Annotated in this window: 17 protein-coding genes, 1 tRNA gene and 1 pseudogene; 8 read left to right on the top strand and 11 right to left on the bottom strand. The window is 73.1% G+C overall.

Features of this window, described 5'->3' with window-relative positions:
- Positions 1-8: 8 nt before the first annotated feature.
- From AB0910_RS21090 to AB0910_RS21125, 8 genes and pseudogenes are all read right to left on the bottom strand, one after another.
- Positions 9-1418, bottom strand: a complete 1410-nt coding sequence (locus AB0910_RS21090; protein ID WP_366746133.1) for a hypothetical protein — start codon at positions 1416-1418, stop codon at positions 9-11.
- Between the two features lie 304 nt (positions 1419-1722).
- Positions 1723-2478, bottom strand: a complete 756-nt coding sequence (locus tag AB0910_RS21095; RefSeq protein ID WP_366746216.1) for a hypothetical protein — start codon at positions 2476-2478, stop codon at positions 1723-1725.
- Positions 2479-2510: 32 nt separating this feature from the next.
- Positions 2511-2939 (bottom strand): thioesterase family protein, encoded by a 429-nt coding sequence (locus AB0910_RS21100; protein ID WP_366746134.1) that lies wholly within the window; start codon positions 2937-2939, stop codon positions 2511-2513.
- A 1-nt stretch (position 2940) separates the two neighbouring features.
- The gene (ettA, locus tag AB0910_RS21105) at positions 2941-4605 is read right to left on the bottom strand and encodes an energy-dependent translational throttle protein EttA (RefSeq protein WP_366746135.1); all 1665 of its coding nucleotides are present in this window, start codon (positions 4603-4605) and stop codon (positions 2941-2943) included.
- 500 nt (positions 4606-5105) lie between these two features.
- Positions 5106-6479, bottom strand: coding sequence for an LAETG motif-containing sortase-dependent surface protein (locus AB0910_RS21110; protein ID WP_366746136.1), 1374 nt, complete (start codon positions 6477-6479; stop codon positions 5106-5108).
- A gap of 947 nt (positions 6480-7426) precedes the next feature.
- Positions 7427-7783 (bottom strand): annotated as a pseudogene (locus tag AB0910_RS21115) (single-stranded DNA-binding protein); the annotation flags it as partial.
- A 225-nt stretch (positions 7784-8008) separates the two neighbouring features.
- Positions 8009-9814 carry a GTPase gene (locus tag AB0910_RS21120; RefSeq protein WP_366746217.1) on the bottom strand — a complete coding sequence of 602 codons (1806 nt, stop codon included), beginning with the start codon at positions 9812-9814 and terminating at the stop codon, positions 8009-8011.
- A gap of 200 nt (positions 9815-10014) precedes the next feature.
- Positions 10015-11610, bottom strand: coding sequence for a dynamin family protein (locus tag AB0910_RS21125; protein ID WP_366746218.1), 1596 nt, complete (start codon positions 11608-11610; stop codon positions 10015-10017).
- A gap of 318 nt (positions 11611-11928) precedes the next feature.
- Here AB0910_RS21125 and AB0910_RS21130 point away from each other — a divergent pair.
- A tRNA-Arg gene (locus AB0910_RS21130) sits at positions 11929-12004 on the top strand.
- A 248-nt stretch (positions 12005-12252) separates the two neighbouring features.
- On the opposite strand, the gene AB0910_RS21135 is transcribed toward AB0910_RS21130, so the two are convergent.
- On the bottom strand, positions 12253-13482 hold the full coding sequence (locus AB0910_RS21135; protein WP_366746137.1) for a tyrosine-type recombinase/integrase: 1230 nt from the start codon (positions 13480-13482) through the stop codon (positions 12253-12255).
- Between the two features lie 44 nt (positions 13483-13526).
- Here AB0910_RS21135 and AB0910_RS21140 point away from each other — a divergent pair, with 44 nt between their 5' ends.
- The 6 genes from AB0910_RS21140 to AB0910_RS21165 all read left to right on the top strand — a co-directional run bounded on the left by AB0910_RS21140 (position 13527) and on the right by AB0910_RS21165 (position 16342).
- Positions 13527-14069: a hypothetical protein gene (locus AB0910_RS21140; RefSeq protein ID WP_366746138.1), complete on the top strand. Its 543-nt coding sequence runs from the start codon at positions 13527-13529 to the stop codon at positions 14067-14069.
- A 168-nt stretch (positions 14070-14237) separates the two neighbouring features.
- Positions 14238-14372 (top strand): hypothetical protein, encoded by a 135-nt coding sequence (locus AB0910_RS21145; protein ID WP_366746139.1) that lies wholly within the window; start codon positions 14238-14240, stop codon positions 14370-14372.
- A complete protein-coding gene (locus AB0910_RS21150) occupies positions 14369-14554 on the top strand; it encodes a hypothetical protein (RefSeq protein ID WP_366746140.1) in 186 nt (61 codons plus the stop codon). The genes AB0910_RS21145 and AB0910_RS21150 overlap by 4 nt, the downstream gene beginning before the upstream one ends.
- Positions 14551-14913, top strand: coding sequence for a hypothetical protein (locus AB0910_RS21155; RefSeq protein ID WP_366746141.1), 363 nt, complete (start codon positions 14551-14553; stop codon positions 14911-14913). Before AB0910_RS21150 ends, AB0910_RS21155 begins: the two co-directional genes overlap by 4 nt.
- A gap of 176 nt (positions 14914-15089) precedes the next feature.
- Positions 15090-15248, top strand: a complete 159-nt coding sequence (locus AB0910_RS21160; protein ID WP_366746142.1) for a hypothetical protein — start codon at positions 15090-15092, stop codon at positions 15246-15248.
- Between the two features lie 287 nt (positions 15249-15535).
- A complete protein-coding gene (locus tag AB0910_RS21165; protein ID WP_366746143.1) occupies positions 15536-16342 on the top strand; it encodes a phosphotransferase in 807 nt (268 codons plus the stop codon).
- Positions 16343-16366: 24 nt separating this feature from the next.
- Here the strand turns inward: AB0910_RS21165 and AB0910_RS21170 are convergent, their stop codons facing one another.
- Complete coding sequence (locus AB0910_RS21170; RefSeq protein WP_366746144.1) at positions 16367-16543, bottom strand: helix-turn-helix transcriptional regulator; 177 nt, start codon at positions 16541-16543, stop codon at positions 16367-16369.
- Between the two features lie 549 nt (positions 16544-17092).
- Positions 17093-17632, bottom strand: a complete 540-nt coding sequence (locus tag AB0910_RS21175) for a CGNR zinc finger domain-containing protein (protein WP_366746145.1) — start codon at positions 17630-17632, stop codon at positions 17093-17095.
- A 102-nt stretch (positions 17633-17734) separates the two neighbouring features.
- Here AB0910_RS21175 and AB0910_RS21180 point away from each other — a divergent pair, with 102 nt between their 5' ends.
- Positions 17735-18871, top strand: a complete 1137-nt coding sequence (locus AB0910_RS21180; RefSeq protein ID WP_366746146.1) for an epoxide hydrolase family protein — start codon at positions 17735-17737, stop codon at positions 18869-18871.
- Positions 18872-18931 lie beyond the last annotated feature (60 nt).

The following is an 18931-nucleotide window of genomic DNA, read 5'->3' on the forward strand; positions in this document are numbered from 1 at the left end:
TCCCCCTCTCACCTGAACTCCGAAAGCCTGCGGCCCACTCCGAGGATCGCGCTCACCGCAGCGAGCACCGCGAGCAGCGCGGCACCGAGCCAGACCAGGGTGAGCGCGCCCCTGCCGTCGCGCGCCGACGTGGTGAACTCGCGCTGCTCGTAGCCGATCGCCCTGGCGATCCCGGTGTTGACGTCGTCGAACGCCTGCTCGCTCGTGGCGCCGGGGCCGTCGAGCGCGTCGCGGGCGTCCTGGAACCTGCCGGCTGCCCCGTCGGCGCTGCCGCGCCTGTGGCGCTCCTGCCAGGTGGTGACGGCGGCGACGGCGTCGGTGACGGGGCCGGCGCCCCCGGTGCCCGCGGCCAGCGCCCTCGCACGGTCCAACTCGGCGGCCAGCGCCTTCGTCTTGGCGCCGAAGTCGACCTCGTACTTGTCGGTCCTGCCGTCGGCTGCGACGACGGAGCCGCGGGAGACCAGCGTCAGGCTCTCGTCGGCGCGGGCCTTGAGGGCGTTGATCCGGGCGGCGTTGAGCGCGGTCAGCGAGCGCTGGCCGTGCCGGTCGGCGTTGTCGAGGCCGAGGCCGCCGACCGCCTGCGCGGCGACCAGCCACAGCACGGCGGCCGTGCAGGCGGCGGTCGCGGTGAGCAGGCCCCGGTTGAACACGCGGTGCGTGTGCCGGTAGTTGCGCCGCTGCGCGGCGGCCAGCGCCACCAGGGCGAGCACGCCGAGCGCGAGCGCCGCGTACGGCCAGGTCTGCGCGTCGCCCGACTCGGCGCGCAACTGGCCGCTCTCCTCCTCGTAGAGCGCCTCGGCGTCCGGGAGGATGCCGCCGGGCCTGGTCATCCGGTCGTTGGCGTACCGCAGGTAGGCGCCGCCGAGGGGCAGGCCGCGGCGGTTCTCCGCGCGGGCCCGCTCGATCAGGCCGGTGTAGACGGGCAGTTGCCTGGTGATGCCGGCGATCAGGTCGGCGGAGCGGCTGCCTGGCTCGGTGTTCTCCGCGACGTCGGAGAGCAGCCCGGCGGCACGGGCGATGTCGTCGCGGTAGGCGCCCTGCACGGAGGCGGGCTCGGTGGCCCCTGCGAGGAAGCCGGTGGCGGCCTGCGTGTCGGCGTCCGCGAGCGCGCCGTACAGGTCGGCGGTGTCCTTGACGGTCTGGCCGCGGCTGACGACCGCGTCGGCCGAGGCGTACCGGTCGGCGCTCTGCCAGGCGGCGGCCGCGCCGAACACGACGACGGCGAGCGCGAGCGCGGCGCCGATGATGCGCAGCCTGCCGGGCTCCGTACGGGCCGCACGGCGCACGCGGACCGCGGCCTCGCGCCACGCCTCGCGGCGGCCGCCCCCGGGCGCCGCGCCGGGCGGCTGCGCGGGCGTCCTGGGCGGCGGCTGAACGGGCGGCGCGGGCGGCGCCGCCGTGTCCGGCAGTTGTGTCACGCGACCTTCCCCCTCAGGTCCTGGTGTCGGCCCGCCCCCCGGCGGACGCCGGGGCGCACCCCGGTCAGCAGTATGGCCGTCAGGACCGGCGGCGCGCACCGGCCTTGACTGGATCTTGTCCGCCCGACATCCGCAGAAGCGTACGGTATGGCCTCCTCTCCCGAGCACGCGCAGGAGGCGGGCACCGGTTCCCCCAGCCCCTGCCCCCTGGCCGCGTCCCCCTTACGGGCGTGTCCCACCGGGTCGGGCGGGGGGCGTGCGGGCGGGAGGCGTCGCGCGGATGACGCCCAGGGCGAGCCGGGGGTCAGGCGGGGGTGATGTTGAGGCCGGGGAGGGCGCTCAGGCCGGCGCCGCCCACGCGGACCGCGACGGAGCCGTATGCGGTGCGCAGCCTCAGCCACGCGCCCGCGGCGAACAGCGCGGCCTCGCCCGCGCCCTCCGCCGTGCCCGGCGGGCGCAGGAAGCCGACGGACCTTGCGGCGTGCACCGCGCGCAGCGGCAGGCCCGTGTCGCCGAGGGTCCTCGACCAGATCTCGTGGCCGATGCGGTCGCGCTCGCCCCGGGTGCGCCGGTCGGCGGGCAACTCCTCGTCGCGCCGCCTGAACTCGGCGACCGCGCCCGCCACCGCCCGCGCCATCTGCGCGACGCCCGGCAGTCCGGGCACGGGCCGCCAGCCGCCGCGCGGCGGCAGCACCCCGGCCCACGGCGGGCCCGTGACAGGCGCGGGCACGGCCACCTCGGCCGGCCCCTCGGCGACGCCCTCCAGCAGGTCGCCCGCGGACACCGTCGCATCGAGCGCGTCCCGCGCAGCGGCGGCGCCGTCCGCAGCGCGCGGCGCGCGCAGCCTGACCGTACGGACCGCGATGACCTCGAACGAGGGCGGCCGCCCGAACACGGCGAGCGCGCCGCTCCCGCTCTGGAGCCGTACAGCGGCCGCCTTGTCGTAGTGCAGCAGGCGCCCGAGGAAGGCGGCGAGGTCCGCCGCCTCCCCCGCGTCGGCCAGGCGCAGCGTGCCGAGCGCCCCACCGCCTGGCGCGGCGCCCGCGTCGTCACCGGACACTCCCACGAGGGCTCCCACCCCGTCCCTGCTCGTCACTCGTCGTCCAGGTACTTCTGGAGGAAGTACCGCTCCTCCGCGGTGATCCGCCGCGGCCGCTGCGCATCGAGGTCGTACGGGACGACGACGGTCGACGCCCGCACGTACAGGCGCTCCGGCGTCTCCTCGGTCGCCGGGTCCTTCACCTCGTAGGCGACGGTCAGCGACGCCGCCCTGATCGCGGTCACCCACAGCTCGATGGGGACCGGCTCGTAGCGGTGGACGAGCGGCAGCTTGTAGTCGATCTCGTGGCGGGCGACGACGGACCCGCCGGAGAACGACGCCGAGCCGTCGCCCGGCGCCAGGCGGAACATGAAGTCGATGCGCGCCTCCTCCAGATACCGGAGGAAGACCACGTTGTTGACGTGCCCGAAGGCGTCCATGTCCGCCCAGCGCAGCGGGCAGCGGTACAGGAAGCGTGCCATGTCAGTCGCGCGTCAGCTTCCGGTACGTGGCGCGGTGCGGCCTGGCCGCGTCCGCGCCGAGCCGCTCCACCTTGTTCTTCTCGTACGACTCGTAGTTTCCCTCGAACCAGAACCACTTCGAGTTGCCCTCGTAGGCGAGGATGTGCGTCGCGACCCGGTCGAGGAACCACCGGTCGTGGGAGACCACGACGGCGCAGCCGGGGAAGTCGAGGAGCGCGTTCTCCAGGGAGGAGAGCGTCTCGACGTCGAGGTCGTTGGTGGGCTCGTCGAGGAGCAGCAGATTGCCGCCCTGCTTGAGGGTGAGCGCGAGGTTCAGCCGGTTGCGCTCGCCGCCGGAGAGCACGCCTGCCGGCTTCTGCTGGTCCGGACCCTTGAAGCCGAACGCGGACACGTACGCACGGGACGGCATCTCGACCTGGCCGACGTTGATGTAGTCGAGCTCGTCGGAGACGACCGCCCACAGCGTCTTCTTCGGGTCGATGTTGGCGCGGCCCTGGTCGACGTAGCTGATCTTGACCGTGTCGCCGACCTTGATCGAGCCGGAGTCCGGCGTCTCCAGGCCCTGGATCATCTTGAACAGCGTGGTCTTGCCCGCGCCGTTGGGACCGATGACGCCGACGATGCCGTTGCGCGGCAGCGTGAACGACAGGTCGTCGATGAGGACCTTCTCACCGAACGCCTTCGCCAGGTGCTCGACCTCGACGACGACGTTGCCCAGGCGCGGGCCCGGCGGAATCTGGATCTCCTCGAAGTCCAGCTTCCGCATCTTGTCGGCCTCGGCCGCCATCTCCTCGTACCGGGCGAGGCGCGCCTTCGACTTGGCCTGCCGGCCCTTGGCGTTGGAGCGGACCCACTCCAGCTCCTCCTTGAGGCGCTTGGCCCGCTTGGCGTCCTTCTGGCCCTCGACCTTGAGGCGGGTCTGCTTGGTCTCCAGGTAGGTGGAGTAGTTGCCCTCGTACCCGATGGCGCGGCCGCGGTCGAGCTCCAGGATCCAGCCGGCGACGTTGTCCAGGAAGTACCGGTCGTGGGTGACGGCGACGACGGTGCCCGCGTACTTCGCGAGGTGCTGCTCCAGCCACTGCACGGACTCGGCGTCCAGGTGGTTGGTGGGCTCGTCCAGGAGCAGCAGGTCGGGGGCTTCGAGCAGCAGCTTGCAGAGCGCGACACGGCGGCGCTCGCCACCGGAGAGGTTGGTGACGGGCCAGTCGCCCGGCGGGCAGCCCAGCGCGTCCATCGCCTGTTCGAGCTGGGTGTCCAGGTCCCACGCGTTGGCGTGGTCGAGGTCCTCCTGGAGCTTGCCCATCTCCTCCATGAGGGCGTCGGAGTAGTCCGTCGCCATCAGCTCGGCCACCTCGTTGAAGCGGTGGAGCTTGCCCATGATCTCCGCCGCGCCCATCTGGACGTTCTCGAGGACCGTCTTGGAGTCGTCCAGCGGGGGCTCCTGGAGCAGCATGCCGACGCTGTACCCCGGCGCGAGGAACGCGTCGCCGTTCGAGGGCTGCTCGAGGCCCGCCATGATCTTCAGCACGGTGGACTTGCCGGCGCCGTTCGGACCGACCACACCGATCTTCGCGCCCGGCAGGAAGCTCAGCGTCACGTCATCGAGGATGACCTTGTCGCCGTGCGCCTTGCGCGCCTTGCGCATCGTGTAGATGTACTCAGCCAAGAGAAACCGTCCGGCAATCGAGAAGGGCCAATGTGCGGCTCCGCCGCGTGAGGGCAGATACACCCCATCTTGCCAGCCGTCCATCCCCCGGCGAAAACCAGTACGCCCACGCTTCGGCCACTCCCCCGCGCCCGCGCGCCGGGCCCCCGCCTGACCTGCGCCCACCCTTGCCGGGGCTCGCACCGGGCCTGCGCCGGGGCCGGTACCTGACCCCCGCCGGGCCCGGGCAAAGGCGGAACGGGTGGCCCCGCCAGGCCACCCGTTCCGCCCAGAAATACGGACGGACGGCGGCCGCCGTTCAACGCCGCGGAGATTTTCTCCGAGATTTTTCCCGGCACCCGCCCCCGCCTGCGGCCCGCGCCCGCCCCCGGCACGGCCTGCGTACGGTCCGCGTACGGCCCCGGAACCGCCCGCGTACGGCCCACGCCCACCTCCGGCACGGCCCGCGGACGCCCCCAGGGGCCCGCGAGGCCGCCCGGCGGGACCGGTGGCCGGCCGCGTCAGTCGGCCGTGCCGAGGCCCGTCCTGCGGGTGCGGACCGCGAAGATCACGCCGCCGCCGATCACCACGAGCGCGATGGCGATGCCCGCGAACACCGGGGTCGCGCTGGACGAGCCGGTCTCCGCGAGGCCCTCGCTCGCGAGGTCCGTGGTGTCGCCGCCCGCCGTCCCGCCGACGGACGCCGCGCTCATGGTGGAGACGCCCTGGTCGGCGTCCGGGGCCGCGCTGGTGGTCCGGCAGTCGAGCGTGCCGGAGAACTGCTGGAGGAACCCGTGGTCGCCGGTGACCGCGAGGTCGTACCGCTGGTCCTCGGAGACCGGCAGCGTCACCGTCCTCGCCCGGCCCGCCGCCACGGTCTCCGGCTCGCCGCCCGCCGTGAAGCGGAACACTCCCTTGCCCATGTTGGCCGCCGTGATGTCCACGCCGCCCTTGTCGCAGTCCTTGCGCGCCGTGAGCGTCGCCGCCGCGCCGTCCGGCGCCCAGGTGCCGGACGCCGTCGCGGAGACCGTCGAGTCGCTCGCGCCCGCGAGGATCTGCGTCTGGCTCTTGTCGACGCCCGCGAACGCCCTGCCGACCGGCACGGACGCCGTGGCCTGCACGGTCAGCCGCGCCGTACCGGCGTTCTGGGCGCCGGGCCCGGTGCGGACCGGCACGTCGAAGTACAGCTTGGTGCCGTTCTTCGCCGTGGTGAGCGTCCGGCCCTTCGCGTCGGTGACCCTGACCCCGCTCCCGCTCCCGCTCTCGTCGGCGGGCGGCGCCACCGTCACGCTCTGCGCGCCTGTGCTGACCGTGACCGGGCCGATCGGCTGCCCCGCGGGGCCGGAGACCGCGCCCGGTGTGAGGGTGAGCGACGCCTGCGGCTCTGCCATCGTGCGGGCGTGCTTCCCCAGCCAGTCGGCCAGCCGCTCGGCCTGCGGGTCGGCCGCGTCCACGTCGGCGCCGTCCGAGAGGCGCCAGATGGCCACCTGCGTCCCCGCCGCTGCGGTCTGCGCGGTCAGGGCGCCGGTCCTGGCGGAGCCGGCCAGCGCGGAGAGGTCATCGACCTGCGGATAGGAGTGGTGCAGTATCCAGAGGATCTTCCCCGCGCTCCGGTTGGCCCCGAGCGAGGTCTGCGCCCAGGGCGTCTCCACGTACTTCGCCTCGTCCTGGACGGGGTTGTCGATGTCGACGCCGTACGTCTTGAGCTTGCCGCCGCCGTCCACGTTCATCTCGGAGAGGCCGGCGTCGAGCGGCTGGTCGACCGCCCGCCCGTCGGCGTCCTTCGTGTGCAGGACGGCGCCCGCGTGCACGTCGAGGCCGTCGAGCGTGGCCGACGCGCCGCCGGTGCGCTGGAGGGCGTAGTCGTCCGCGGCGGCGCTTCCTGCGCCGGCCACGGCACCCAGTGCGAGCAGTCCCGCGACGAGGGCAGCCGAGGCCGGGCGTACCGCGCCGCGCCTGGCGAGACGGGACGGGCCGTACGCACCGGCCGGGCCGGACCTTCGCGCGGATGCGGCCGATATGGCGGATGCGGCCGGTATGACAGAGAGCACCGAATTCCCCTTCGCCCGGAACCCCTTGGTGCGGGCTCGTGGACCACTGGAATCCTAGGGAGGGCGAATCCGGCGAATGACTCTCCCGTGTCCGGGCGGCCGTACCGAATCGCAATCGTTACCGGCCGAGCGGCGTGTCACAGGAATGACCAGCGCGAACGCCCTGGTTTTGTCGGCAAGTCGATGTTTCGCGGCCGTCGTTCGCGCGTCCCGCGTCTCCGCGCTCCCCCTCCCCTCGTGCTCCCCTCCCTCGCACCGCTCCGCGCGCCCCGGCGTCAGCCCGCCGCCACGCCGACCGCCGGCTCCTCCGCCACCGCCCGCTTGCCCCGCCCCCGCGCCCGCGCTCTTGGCGGCCCCACCGCCCCGGGTCTGGGTGGTCCCTCCGCCCCGGGTCGCGGCTCGTCCTCCGGCCCCGGTGCGGGCTCGGCCCCCGCTCTCGGGTGTGCGCTCTCCTGCGCCGGCGCCAACGCCCCCGGCTCCGACGCGGACTCCGGCTCGGAGCCGGGCTCCGGCCACAACTGCTCCTGTCGCTGCCCTCCCTGCCGCACCCGCGCCGGCACGCGCTCCCGCTCCCGCGCGGGTTCCCGCTCCCGTTCCCGAACGGCCTCCTCCCGCGGCTCCCGGACCGGCTCCGCACGGGCGGCCCCCCAGCCGGCGCCCGCGGCGACAGCGGCCCCCGCGCCTGCGGGCGCGGCCCAGGGGTCGTGCCCCTGCTCGCGCGTTCCGCCCGCCCTCGCCAGCAGGCCCGCCACCGCCTCACCCTGACTGGGCGCCACCCGGCCCGGGCCGCCGCGGGCGACCCTGCGGAACATCGAGGTGCCCCGGGCGAGGTCGTGGCCCGCGGCCGCTGCCTCGATGTCCACGAACGTCCTGCGCCTGCCCTCCCTCTCCTCTTCCCTGACCCGCAGCCTGCCCTGGACGACGAGGGGCTCGCCGACCGACACGGATGCCGCGAGGTTGGCGGCGAGCGCCCGCCAGGCCCAGACCGTGTAGAAGCTCGTCGGCCCGTCCGTCCAGTCCCCCTTGGCCCTGTCCCACCGCCGTACCGGAACGGCGAAGCGGAAACGCGCCACACCGCCCGTCGGCGACTCCCTGAACTCCACCCCGGTCGCCACGTTCCCCACCAGGGTCACCGTCGTCTCCGTCATGTCGGCCCCTCCCCCGAACTCCCCTTGATGCACACCTCGGCTGCCACCGACCGGCGGTCAGCCCTGCCCGATACCGGAGCAGGAACCAGCACCGGAACAGAAACCGGCACCGGCACCACCGCCGGCTCCCGCACTCAGAGTGGCCCAGACGCCGCGATCCCGCCGGGGCCTGTGGACAACCTGCCGCCACCCGCCCCGACGGGACCTCATCTGTGGAAAACCCCGTCACCCGGACGAGCGAGACCCCCGCCTGCCCGCGCCCGCGCCACGCGTCCCTGCGAGCCCGGCGCCCGGCAGCGCGCCGCCCGCGAACCCGTTCCCCGGCAGGGTCCCCACGCCCGAGACCGCGGCGAACTGCTCCCGTACCTCCCGGTAGCGCATCAGCTCCGCCGAGATCGGATCGAGCACCCGGGCACGCCCGCAGCCCGCGGCGGTCTCCCGCAGCCGCCGCTCGACGTCCTGCCCGTACCGCCGCGCGGGCCCCTTCGCCGCGGCAGCGCACGCCCACTCGACCACCGGGCCGCCGACGATGCCCGCGAGCATGATCAGCGCGGGCGGCAGCAGCCCGGGCGGTACGACGCCCACGATCTGGCCGAGCAGCCACAGCGCCCCGAAGATCTGGAGCAGCGTCATCGACGCCTGCGCCAGCACCGCTGCGGGCCACCACGCGGGCCGCGGCGGCCGGGCACTCGGCGCCGCCGCCGTGGCCGCAAGGTCGTCGAGCGCCTCCGGCAGCCCGTCGGCGCCGCGCACCGCCGCCTCGCGCACGGCGTGCGCCCACGGCGCGGGAAGCCCGGTGGACGCCTCGTCGGCGACGGTACGCACCGCCTGCTCGACCCGCTGGCGCGCCGTGGCCTCCTCCTCGACCACCAGCGGCTCCTGCGGCGCCTCGGCGCCCGGCGTGCGCGTGCGCTCGTACCACCGCCACAGCCGCAGCCACGGCGTCCCGCAGGCGCGCCCCGCGTTCCTGCGCCACTCGCGCTCCGCCGCCTCGCCCGCGGCGACCGCGCCCACGGCCCAGGCGAGCCGGTCGTTGAACTGCTCGCGCGAGCGCTCGCCGAGGCCGGGGCGCCCGTCCGCGAGGTAGCTCGGCCGCAGCCGGCCCGCCGCGGCCGCGACGTCGGCGGCCAGCCGCCGCTCCGCGGCCGTGCGCTCCTGCACGAAGCGGCCGAGCAGTTCGCGCAGTTCGCCGATGCCCTGGCCGCCGAGCGCGGAGACGGCGAGCACGGTCGCGCCCGGCTCGTCGTACTCGCCGAGCGCCATGCCGTCCTCGTCGAGCAGCCTGCGCAGGTCGTCGAGCACCTGCTCCGCGGCCTCGCCCGGCAGCCTGTCGACCTGGTTGAGCACGACGAAGGTGACCTCGGCGTGGCCGGCGAGCGGCCGCAGGTAGCGCTCGTGCAGCGCGGCGTCCGCGTACTTCTCCGGGTCGACGACCCAGATCACCGCGTCGACCAGGCCGAGCACGCGGTCGACCTGGTCGCGGTGCGCGGTGACCGCGGAGTCGTGGTCGGGCAGGTCGACGAGGACGAGCCCGTGCAGCTCCTCGTCGCCGTCGCCGCCCGCGAGGGGCTTGCGGCGCAGCCTGCCGGGGATGGCGAGCCGGTCGAGCAGTCCGGCCGCGCCGTCGGACCAGACGCAGGCGATGGGCGCCGCCGTGGTCGGCCTGCGCAGGCCGGTCTCGGAGATCGGCACCCCCGCCAGGGCGTTGAACAGCGTGGACTTCCCGCTGCCCGTGGCGCCCGCGATCGCGACGACGGTGTGGCGTGAGGAGAGCCGCTGCCGCGTCGACGCCTCGTCGAGCACCCTGCCCGCCTCGGCCAGCACGGTCGCGTCGACCCGGGTGCGGGAGAGTCCGACCAGCTCGCCCAGCGCGTCGAGCCGCGTGCGCAGGGGCCCCGCGTACGGGCTGCCGATGGGGACGTGCCCGCCGCCACCGGTGAGCAGCCCCTCGGGGCCGCTCTCACCGGACCGCGTACGGGCCCTGCGCGCGATCAACCCGTCGTCCCAGCCCGGCGCGCCCGGCCCGGGCACCGCGCCGCCCCCGGTAGGCCCGCCCTGCGCCGTCCGCGCCTGGGCCGAGCCGTCGGCCCGGCGCGCCGCCCCGGCGCCTGCCCGCCGCCGCCCGTCCCCGCGTGCCGCTCCCCGGGCCGCGCCTGAACGCCTGGAGCCGCGCTCCGGTTCGCCGTTCTGGCCGTTCGCGTCGGCCACATCCACCAGATCACTCACAGGGGTTACCTCGTCTCCTTCTGGAGTACGGACAGCGCGGCGATCAGTTCCGCCTGCGGTTCCGGCGCCACACCGAGCGCCTCAAGGGGGGCGAGCCGCCGGTCGCGCTCCCCGTGCAGGACCCGGTCGATGTACGCGGCGAGCAGCTCGGCGCCCCGGTCGCGCAGCCGCAGCGCGCTCTGCGCGCCCAGCAGCTCGGCGAGCCGCTCGCCCGCGGTGCGGGTGCGCCGCCCGCCGAGCAGGGACGCGGCGAGCAGCGCGGAGACCGTCTCGGGCTCGGGGGCTGCGTTGCGGTCGAGTTCCCGTACCTCTTCCTCGGCGAGTTCGTCCAGCTCACGACGCCAGCGCCGGGCCCGCATGGCGATCCGCTCGCCGGCCTCCACGTCCCGGCCCGGCGCGAGCAGCGCCTTGGCCGCGGGTTCCCGGTCCCAGACCCCGGCGATCTGCTCGTCCGCGGCTGCCACGGCGCACTGGAGGAGCGTGCCGAGGCTCTCCGCGAGCGAGTCGAGCAGTTCGCGCGCCGTGCTGTCGCGCGGATGGCCTCGCCAGCGCGTACGGGCGTCCCCCGCGAGCACCGCGCCCTGCTTGAGCTGCCGCCGCACCCGCTCGCCCTGTGTGCCGTACGCGTCGTCCACCGCGCTCATCAGACGTCCGGTGGCGGCGTGCTGGGAGGCGACGGCGGAGGCGAGTTCCGGCATGCGCGCGTTGAGTGAGCGCACCACGCCGGTCGCCGTGCGCACCACGGTCTGCTGCCGGGCCGCCGGGTCGCTCGCCAGGTGCGTGAGCCAGCCGAGCAGCGGCGCCACGGCGGTCGTCGGCAGCAGCCCGCTGCCGCCACCGGTCGACTCCGGCAGCTCGGGGATGGTGAAGCGGGGTACCTCGCCGAGCCCCGCGCGCGTCAGCAGCGCCGCGTACTGCCGGGAGACCTCGCCGATCATCTGGTGCGGCACCCGGTCGAGGACGGTGACGAGCGTCGCGTCGTACTCCTTGGCCGCGCGCAGCAGGTGCCAGGGGATGGCGTCGGCGTAGCGCGAGGCGGTGGTGACCATCACCCAGACGTCGGCCGCGCAGATCAACTCGGCGGCGAGCAGCCGGTTCTCGACGACGAGGGAGTCGACGTCGGGCGCGTCGAGGAGGGCGAGGCCGCGCGGCAGCCCCGGCTCGGTCTCCACGACGAGCACCCCCCGCGCGTCGCCGCCGCGCGCCGGGGCCGGGATCTGCTCGCGGTCCTCGGGCAGCCACACACGGGTGAAGCCCGGCAGGACGCGCGTTCCCGCGAACCAGTGATGGTCGTCGGGGTGGCAGACGAGCACGGGCGTACGCGTGGTGGGCCGCAGCACACCCGCCTCGCTGACCTGACGCCCCGCCAGGGAGTTGACCAGCGTGGACTTCCCGCCGCCCGTCGACCCGCCGACCACGGCGAGCAGCGGGGCTTCCGGGTCCTTGAGGCGGGGCAGCAGGTAGTCGTCCAGCTGCGCGAGCAGCTCGCTCCTGCTCTGCCGGGCGCGGGGCGCGCCCGGCAGCGGAAGCGGGAGACGCACGGCGGCGACACGGTCGCGCAGTGCGGAGAGTGCGTCGATCAGCTCAGGCCGTACATCCAAGGTCACCACATGCGAAGAATGCCCAATTTGGTGCAGTTTTTGAAGCGTATACCCCTCTCTGCGCGCCGATAGGATGCGACGGAGTACCGTACGGGTCACCCGGAGGGACAGAAGGGGCGGGGGTGGCGCAGGCATAACGAGTGCACAACAGCCGGGGCAGGGACGGCAAAAACCGCTGCGCGATCGGGAATCGCCTGCGATTATCGGTTCGCTTCACTGAACCTCCACAACGTGCCACGCAGGTGAAGCACTCGGGCCAAGGCGGGGTCACCCCTATCCTTGACCCGGCCGGTCCCAGGACCGGCCGAGCACGACCCGGCCCCCGTAGCTCAGTGGATAGAGCAGGCGCCTTCTAAGCGCTTGGCCGCAGGTTCGAGTCCTGCCGGGGGCGCCACCGACATCACGTCAGATGCACGACGTTTCCGCAGGTCAGACTGCACTTTATGATCATCCGAGGTAAACCGGACTCTCCCCCTCCGCTGGGGCCCGAGTCCGGCTGGCACCGGTCAAAACCGGCTCTCTACGGGTGATCATCCCACATACGTCCCACAGAATGAGGGCCCTGGGGAGCACCTCCAGACCCTCCCGTGCACAGCGAAGCGGCCCCGGAACCCGTTCTTCGCCGGGTTCCGGGGCCGCTCTTCACGCAACCACCTTCGGGAGGTCTTGGACACCTTCGATCCGTTTGAGGTAGTTGTCCAGTTGGCCGACGATGCAGCGCGCATAGATCGCCAACAGGACGGGGACGCTGTTGCCCGCCCATTCGGCGACCTGGGCTGGCGGGATGCCGCTGTTGAGCCAGGTTGTGAGGCAGGTGTGACGCAGGTCGTACACGCGCTTGCCGGTCGGCGTCCTGAATTCGTGCTCGGACAGGATCGCCTCGCGGGCCTTAACCCAGACGCGCCGGAAGACGGATCCCGCGAGCATGCCGCCCTTCTCCCCAGGAAAGAGGAGGTCGGCCGGCTTGAGGTCGTACTCCTCGATGATCTCTCGGAGGATCGCGACGAGGGTGGGGTGGATGGGGACGGTACGCGTGTCGCCTTCGCCTCGGCCCTTGAGATCCCGTTCCTTGTGAACCTCGCCCGTGTCGGTCCACTGGCTGCCGACTTCAGGCTGGGCCTCATGGACGACGAACTCACCCCAGCCCGCTTCCGGCAGCGTCGCGTCCCCGACCCGGAGGCCGACAGCTTCTTCGGGGCGCAGACCCGCGAAGTAGAGGGTCGCGAAAAAGGCCCGGTACAAACGTCCTCGTCGTGGACGCTTACCTATCCAGTCCAGCATTTCTGCGACCAGGTCACGGTTGAGGAGGCATCGCTTGTCGATGGCCTGAGCCACCTTCAGAGCGGTGCGCACTCCCTTACCCTTCGGGAACGGATTGACCTTCAGGTAGTTGTGCCTGATCGCGTATCCCATGACCAGGTTCATGATCCGGTCGTTGCGGGCGACCGAGCTGGCGGCCGCCGCGGTGCCGTCCAGGCGGGTACTGAGCGCCGTGACGACCTTGTCGACGTTCTCGGTCTTCTTCCAGGCGCTCATCGGGAGGGAGTTGCGCTCGATCCAGTCGAGAATCGTCTGGACCTCATCGGGGACGGGCTTGTTGCGCCGGTTGGCGTTGAAGGCGTACTCCCGCAGTGCCGTGCGGACGTTCACAGGCTCGAAGTAGGCCGGCGGAGGCGTACGCAGCAAGGCGATGATCGCGGGCGTCAACGCCTTCGCCATGTTCTTGCGGGTGTTGCCGGAAGCGCGCGGCCATTTCCAGTCGACGCACTCGACCGCGAACTGGAACCAATTCACCTCGGCTGCCTTCGAGGACCACGATATTGGCAAACCCAGTTCGATATCGAAGGGCTCGCGCTTCCGGTGGGCGGCCATGAGCTTCGAACGTTCGTCATCGGCAACAGCTGACGCTGCGCGTGGTGACCGAGGCCGCCGACCTCATCCGCCCGCATCTCGACGGCGCGCCGGACGACTGGCGCGGCGTGTACGGCGCGCTCCAGCTGCACGCCGCCGTCACCTGCGCGCGCGACGGCCGCGATGGCGAGGCATGGCGGTACTGGGACCGCGGCGACCAGGTCGCGAAGTCCCTGCCCGCCGCCTACGTCCACCCGTCCACGGTCTTCGGACGAGCGAACGTCGACTTCCACGCGGTCAGCGTCGCGACAGACCTCCAGCGCTCGCAGCGCGCGCTCTCGCTCGCCGACGACATCGACCCCGACACCATGCCCTCAACCGAGCGCCGAGCCCGCCTGTGGGTGGAGGTCGCCCGCGGGCACCTCCAGCGCGGCGACCGAACGGCCGCCCTACACGTGATGCAGCTCGCCCACCGCATCGGCGCCGAGACCGTGGCCTACACCCCCTCGGCGCGCACCGTCGCGGCAGACCTGTGGCGCAACGCCCCCCGCGCGCTGCGCGGCGAGGCGGCACGGCTCGGCGAAGCGGTCGGCGTCTCCACCGCGTAAGAGGGACAGGCTGGGACAGGGGGACAAGCTGTCCCTCTTCCCCGCGGGGAAGACGCCTACGGTGACGGCCCGTCAACGAAAGGGGCCGTCACTGTGTCGCCCGCATCGCACGTCTCACCGCAGCGCGGTGCCTTACCGAGCATCGAGCAGCAGACCGGCGAAGTGCGAGTGCCGGTCGTGCTGTACTCCCTGGACCAGCCGCAGGCCGGCGTCCCGCTCGTCCTCTCCCGCGACGAGGCAGAGAACCTCCGAGACCGCCTGGCAGCGCTGCTCTCACCACGGCTGGTGGGAGTGGAGACATGAGAGCAGCACCGCCCCTGCTGCTGAAGGACCTGACCAGCGAGCAGCGCCGTGGCGGCTCCTGCGCGTACTGCGACCGGCAGGTGTCGACGCGCACCGCTGTCCCCATCGAGCCCCGTCACGACGCCAACGGTGTGCGCCTCTTCCTCCGGGCCCACCCCGCGTGTGTGAGGGCCGACTCGTGATCGAGTGCCCGACCTGGTGCTCCTGGCACAAGGGCCCCGCGGACGACGCCGAGCTCATCCACGTGGTGGAGCCACCCGGCCTCGGCCTGTATACCTGCAAGGCATGCCGCGAGGAGCACCGCCTCGTCGCTGCGTCCGAGATGCCGTTGCAGGACTGGCTCGACATCCAGATGGGCCGCGCACGGCCGCCAACCCGCTGCGACCGGTGCGGGGGCCTCATCCCCCACGGGCAGGCCGAGGCCGTCCAGGTCGACGGCGGTAGCGGCGCCGACGGCTCCGCGACCGTCCACCGGGACGGCTGCCCGACCAGGCCGCGCCCTCCGCGCTCGTACTCCTACTCGCCGTACGCCGGCCGGTAGGCCCCTGACCGCCTCGCGCGCGCCCGCCGACGGATCGGACGCGCGCGGGGCCCTGCTCCGGCCGACCGCGCGCCCCGCTCTCAGCCGGAGCACCCAACACCCCCGCCCCGGGCGTCTGCACGGCAGTCGCCGCCCGGGGCGGGGTCCTCACGACAAGCGACCAGGAGAGAAGCGGAGTGGACACCACCGACACCGAGTACGTGCCCTGCTCGAAACCCGGCTGCCCCGGCGTGGCCACCCGCATCTGGGAGTGCGACCCAAAGGACAAGAGCTTCCACCTCTGGGTCGCCAACACCTTGCCCTGCACCACCTGCGGAACCCCGCTCCTCTGGTGAGGCTCACCCCTCGGGGTGAACCACGGCCGTCCGCCGGATCGCCTGCGGCCGACGAGCGGCCCGCCACCGAGGGCTTCAACCCCCTTGGACCGCCAGGCGAGACAACCCACCACCGAAAGAAGGACATCACCATGTGGCACACCCTCAGCGCGGACGACTGCGATCACGACTGGGTCGGCTGGTCCGGCAAGATGCGCTGCCGCAAGTGCGGCCAGACGCAGGGCTGACCTACGCCATCATCGGAGGGGCGACGGCACCCGGCGCCCCTCCCCGCACGAGGAGACATCGTGATCGAGCAACACCTACCGTGGGTCGACCTGCCCGCCCCGCTCCGGGCCGCGGTCCAGCAGCACACAGGCGTCGTGACGTCCGCCGAGTCCATCGAGCAGGGACTGAACTGCTCCGCCGCCGTGCGGCTCACCGCGGCCGCCGGCGCGTTCTTCGTCAAGGCCGTGCGGGGCAAGCACACCGAGGGCCTGGCCGGCCTCGCGCAGGAGCAGCGCGTCGCGCCGCTCGTCGACGCCGTCAGCCCCGCCCTGCGCCTGGCCGTACGCGAGGCCGGCTGGCACGCGCTCGTCTTCGACCTGGCGCCGGGCCGGACCGCGGACCTCTCCGCCGGGTCGCCGGACGTCGACGCCGTGGCTGCCCTGATGCGGCGCCTCGCCGACCTCCCGCCCGTGCCCGCCGAACTGCCGCAGTTCGCCGACCGGTACGCCGCCCACCTCCTGCCCGGCGACGCCGAGCTGCTGCACGGCGAGCACCTGCTCCACACGGACACCAACCCGCACAACCTCCTCGTGCACGACGGCACGGCCCGGCTCGTCGACTGGGCCATGCCCGCCCTCGGCCCCGCCTGGATCGACCCCGCCCTCACCGCGATCCGCCTCATGGAGAGCGACCAGACACCCGCGGCCGCGCTGGCGTGGCTCGACCAGGTCCCGTCGTGGCGGCACGCGCCGGCCGCCGCAGTCACGGCGTTCGTCGGCGTGGTCTGCCGGGACTGGACCGGACGCATCGGCGAGCACGCGGCCGAGCCGAGCAACGCCAGGTTCCGCGCCCTGCTCACCCGCTCCCTCGCTCCGGTCCGCCGCTGATCACGCCACCGTAGTGGCCGGGGCTCAGTCTCGTAGGAGGTGCGCGAGCGGAGCGCCGATCGCGTCGGCGATGTCGAGGAGAGTGTCGAGCTTCGGGGAGACCTGGCCACGCTCGATACGGCCGTACGAGTCCCGCTCGATGCCAGCGCGCTCGGCGACCGTCTGCTGCGTGAGGTTCGCGTGGAGGCGGGCTTGGCGCATCTGCTCGCCGATGGCGTGGCGCCGGGCGCGTCGACGATCGGGTGAGAGCGGTGGCTCCGGTCCACGGTTGCCGCTTCATGATCGAATGTATGCATTCTGCACCTGGCATTTTATGATCTTGGCCATGCGGCTCCCCAGCCGCTGGAGCGGCCGGGGGCACCGCGGTACGTTCCTCTGCGCGAGGTCGTTTCGATCCACATGGTGGAGCCGCGGTGCAGGACTGCTCCGCAGCCCACGGCGGGCTGCGGAGCAGCTCCGTTTCGAGGTACGTTCCGCGTCAATCTCCCAAGAGATTTAGGCCAAGCGCCTTTGCTTACTTTGGTCTGCGGCCTCCTGCAAAAACCCTGGCAGGCACACCGCTAAACCTCGAACACCTTCTAAGCGCTTGGCCGCAGGTTCGAGTCCTGCCGGGGGCGCCACCGACATCACGTCAGGTCTCCCTTTTCTGCCCGGCCGGACCATGGGCCCGTTCGGCGGCCCGGGCCAGGGGTATGGCCCGGTCGAGCCGCCTCGTGAACCAGGCGCTGCGGCAGTCGTGGACGCGCTCGCCTACGGTGTGCGGTCGGCGGCGGGGTGCTGGCGGCGTTCGCGGTAGGCGCGGGTCTTGTGGCGATTGCCGCAGATCTCCATGTCGCACCAGCGGCCGCGGCCGCTGCGGGAAGCGTCGTAGAACGCCCAGCGGCAGTCCGGCGCGGCGCACAGCTTGAGGCGCGTCCAGTCTCCCCGCGCCGTGCTGCGAGCCACCTCTTCGGTGATCGCGTCGAGCCACGGCCTGCCGCTCCGGGCGGTGACGAGCAGGGCGCCCGACGTGTCGAGCGCGAGGTGCAGCGGGTAATTGCGCAGGGCTGCCGTGGCACCGGCGTCGGCGCCGAGTGCCCGCCTCAGCGCCGTGCGCAGCTCGACGGCGGCGTCCAGGTCGGTTGCCCGCAGCCGGGTGTCGGCGGCTGCCAGGCCCTGGGCCCTCAGCCACTCCTCCAGCGCCTGCGGGGAGGTGAGCCGCTCGCCCGGCACATGGTTTTCGCCGTGCCGTCTGAACGTCCTCTCGTCCACGGTGTTGAGGAACTCTTCGATCACCCGCAAGGTCGCCACGACACCAGTGTGGCACGGCAGCGGTGTTGACCATCGTCGACACCGCTACTACCTTTCAACGGTGTCGCACGGGGAGAGTCGACCAGGGAATGGGAGAAACAGATGGCCGGTGGGCAGGGCGTGCTCGATGTTCCCGAAGCGGACCTCGAAGACCTGCGGGCCCGTCTGCGCGGCACCAGGTGGGCGCGGCCCTGGCCGGCCGATGCCTGGGCGGCGGGGGCCGACGGTGCCGAGTTGCGCCGGCTGGTGGCCTACTGGGCCTCGGCGTACGACTGGCGCACACAGGAGGCCGCCATCAACGCCCTGCCCTCCGCATGCGCCGACATCGACGGTACGACCGTCCACTACCTGCGCTTCGACGCCGAACGCGAGGGAGCGCCGCCGATCCTGCTCGCCAACGGCTGGCCCAGTTCGTTCCTCGAACTCGTCGGGCTGGCCGAGCGCCTGTCGGCCCCGTCGCGGCACGGCCGCGACGCGCAGGACGCGTTCACCGTCGTCGTGCCGTCCCTGCCGGGGTACGGCCTCTCCGGGCAGCGGCCCTCGCTCCGCGGGAAGCCGCACACGCACGACCTCTGGCACGCCCTCATGCACGACGAGTTGGGCTTCGACCGGTACGGCGCGCACGGTTCCGACATCGGCGCGGGAGACGTCAGCCGCCTCGCGCAGGCCCACCCGGAGGCGCTGACCGGCCTCCACCTGCTGGACGCCGCCGACCCGTCGGCGTTCGACCCGGCGGGGCTGAGCGAGGAGGAACGCGCCTACCTGGCGGCGGAGGAGGCGTGGACCACCGCCGAGCGCGGGTACTCCCACCAGCAGGAGACCCGCCCGCTGACCCTCGCCCAGGGCCTGTCCGACTCCCCTTCTGGACTGCTCGCCTGGATGCTGGAGAAGTACCGGGCGTGGAGCGACTGCGACGGGGACGTGAGCGCACGGTTCAGCGACGACTTCCTCCTCACCCAGGCATCGTTGTACTGGTTCACAAACACGATCTCGACGTCCTTCCGTCCGTACTACGAACGCCATCACGGTCTCGTCGGGCCCGTCGAGCGGGTCGAGGTGCCGACCGCGCTCGCGTTGTTCCCCGCCGACATCGGGGGCCGGCAGCCCCGCAGTTGGGTCGAGCGCGTGTACAACGTCACCCGCTGCACCCTGATGCCTCGCGGCGGCCACTTCGCCGCCCATGAAGAACCCGGCCTTCTGGCCGACGACATCGCCGCCTTCTTCCGGGCGCCGGCGTAGCGCCGCGTGCGCCGCACCCGTCAAAACCGCCGGCCCGGGACCCCCCGGCCGTCGCCACTG

The organism is Streptomyces sp. NPDC047002 (assembly GCF_040704505.1).
Lineage (GTDB): Bacteria > Actinomycetota > Actinomycetes > Streptomycetales > Streptomycetaceae > Streptomyces.

Coding starts and splice junctions, on each gene's coding strand:
- AB0910_RS21100 (WP_366746134.1), bottom strand. CDS start 2,939: ATGGCACGCTTCCTGTACCGCTGCCCGCTGCGCTGGGCGGACATGGAC.
- AB0910_RS21150 (WP_366746140.1), top strand. CDS start 14,369: ATGAGAGCAGCACCGCCCCTGCTGCTGAAGGACCTGACCAGCGAGCAG.
- AB0910_RS21180 (WP_366746146.1), top strand. CDS start 17,735: ATGGCCGGTGGGCAGGGCGTGCTCGATGTTCCCGAAGCGGACCTCGAA.
- AB0910_RS21135 (WP_366746137.1), bottom strand. CDS start 13,482: ATGGCCGCCCACCGGAAGCGCGAGCCCTTCGATATCGAACTGGGTTTG.
- AB0910_RS21170 (WP_366746144.1), bottom strand. CDS start 16,543: ATGCGCCAAGCCCGCCTCCACGCGAACCTCACGCAGCAGACGGTCGCC.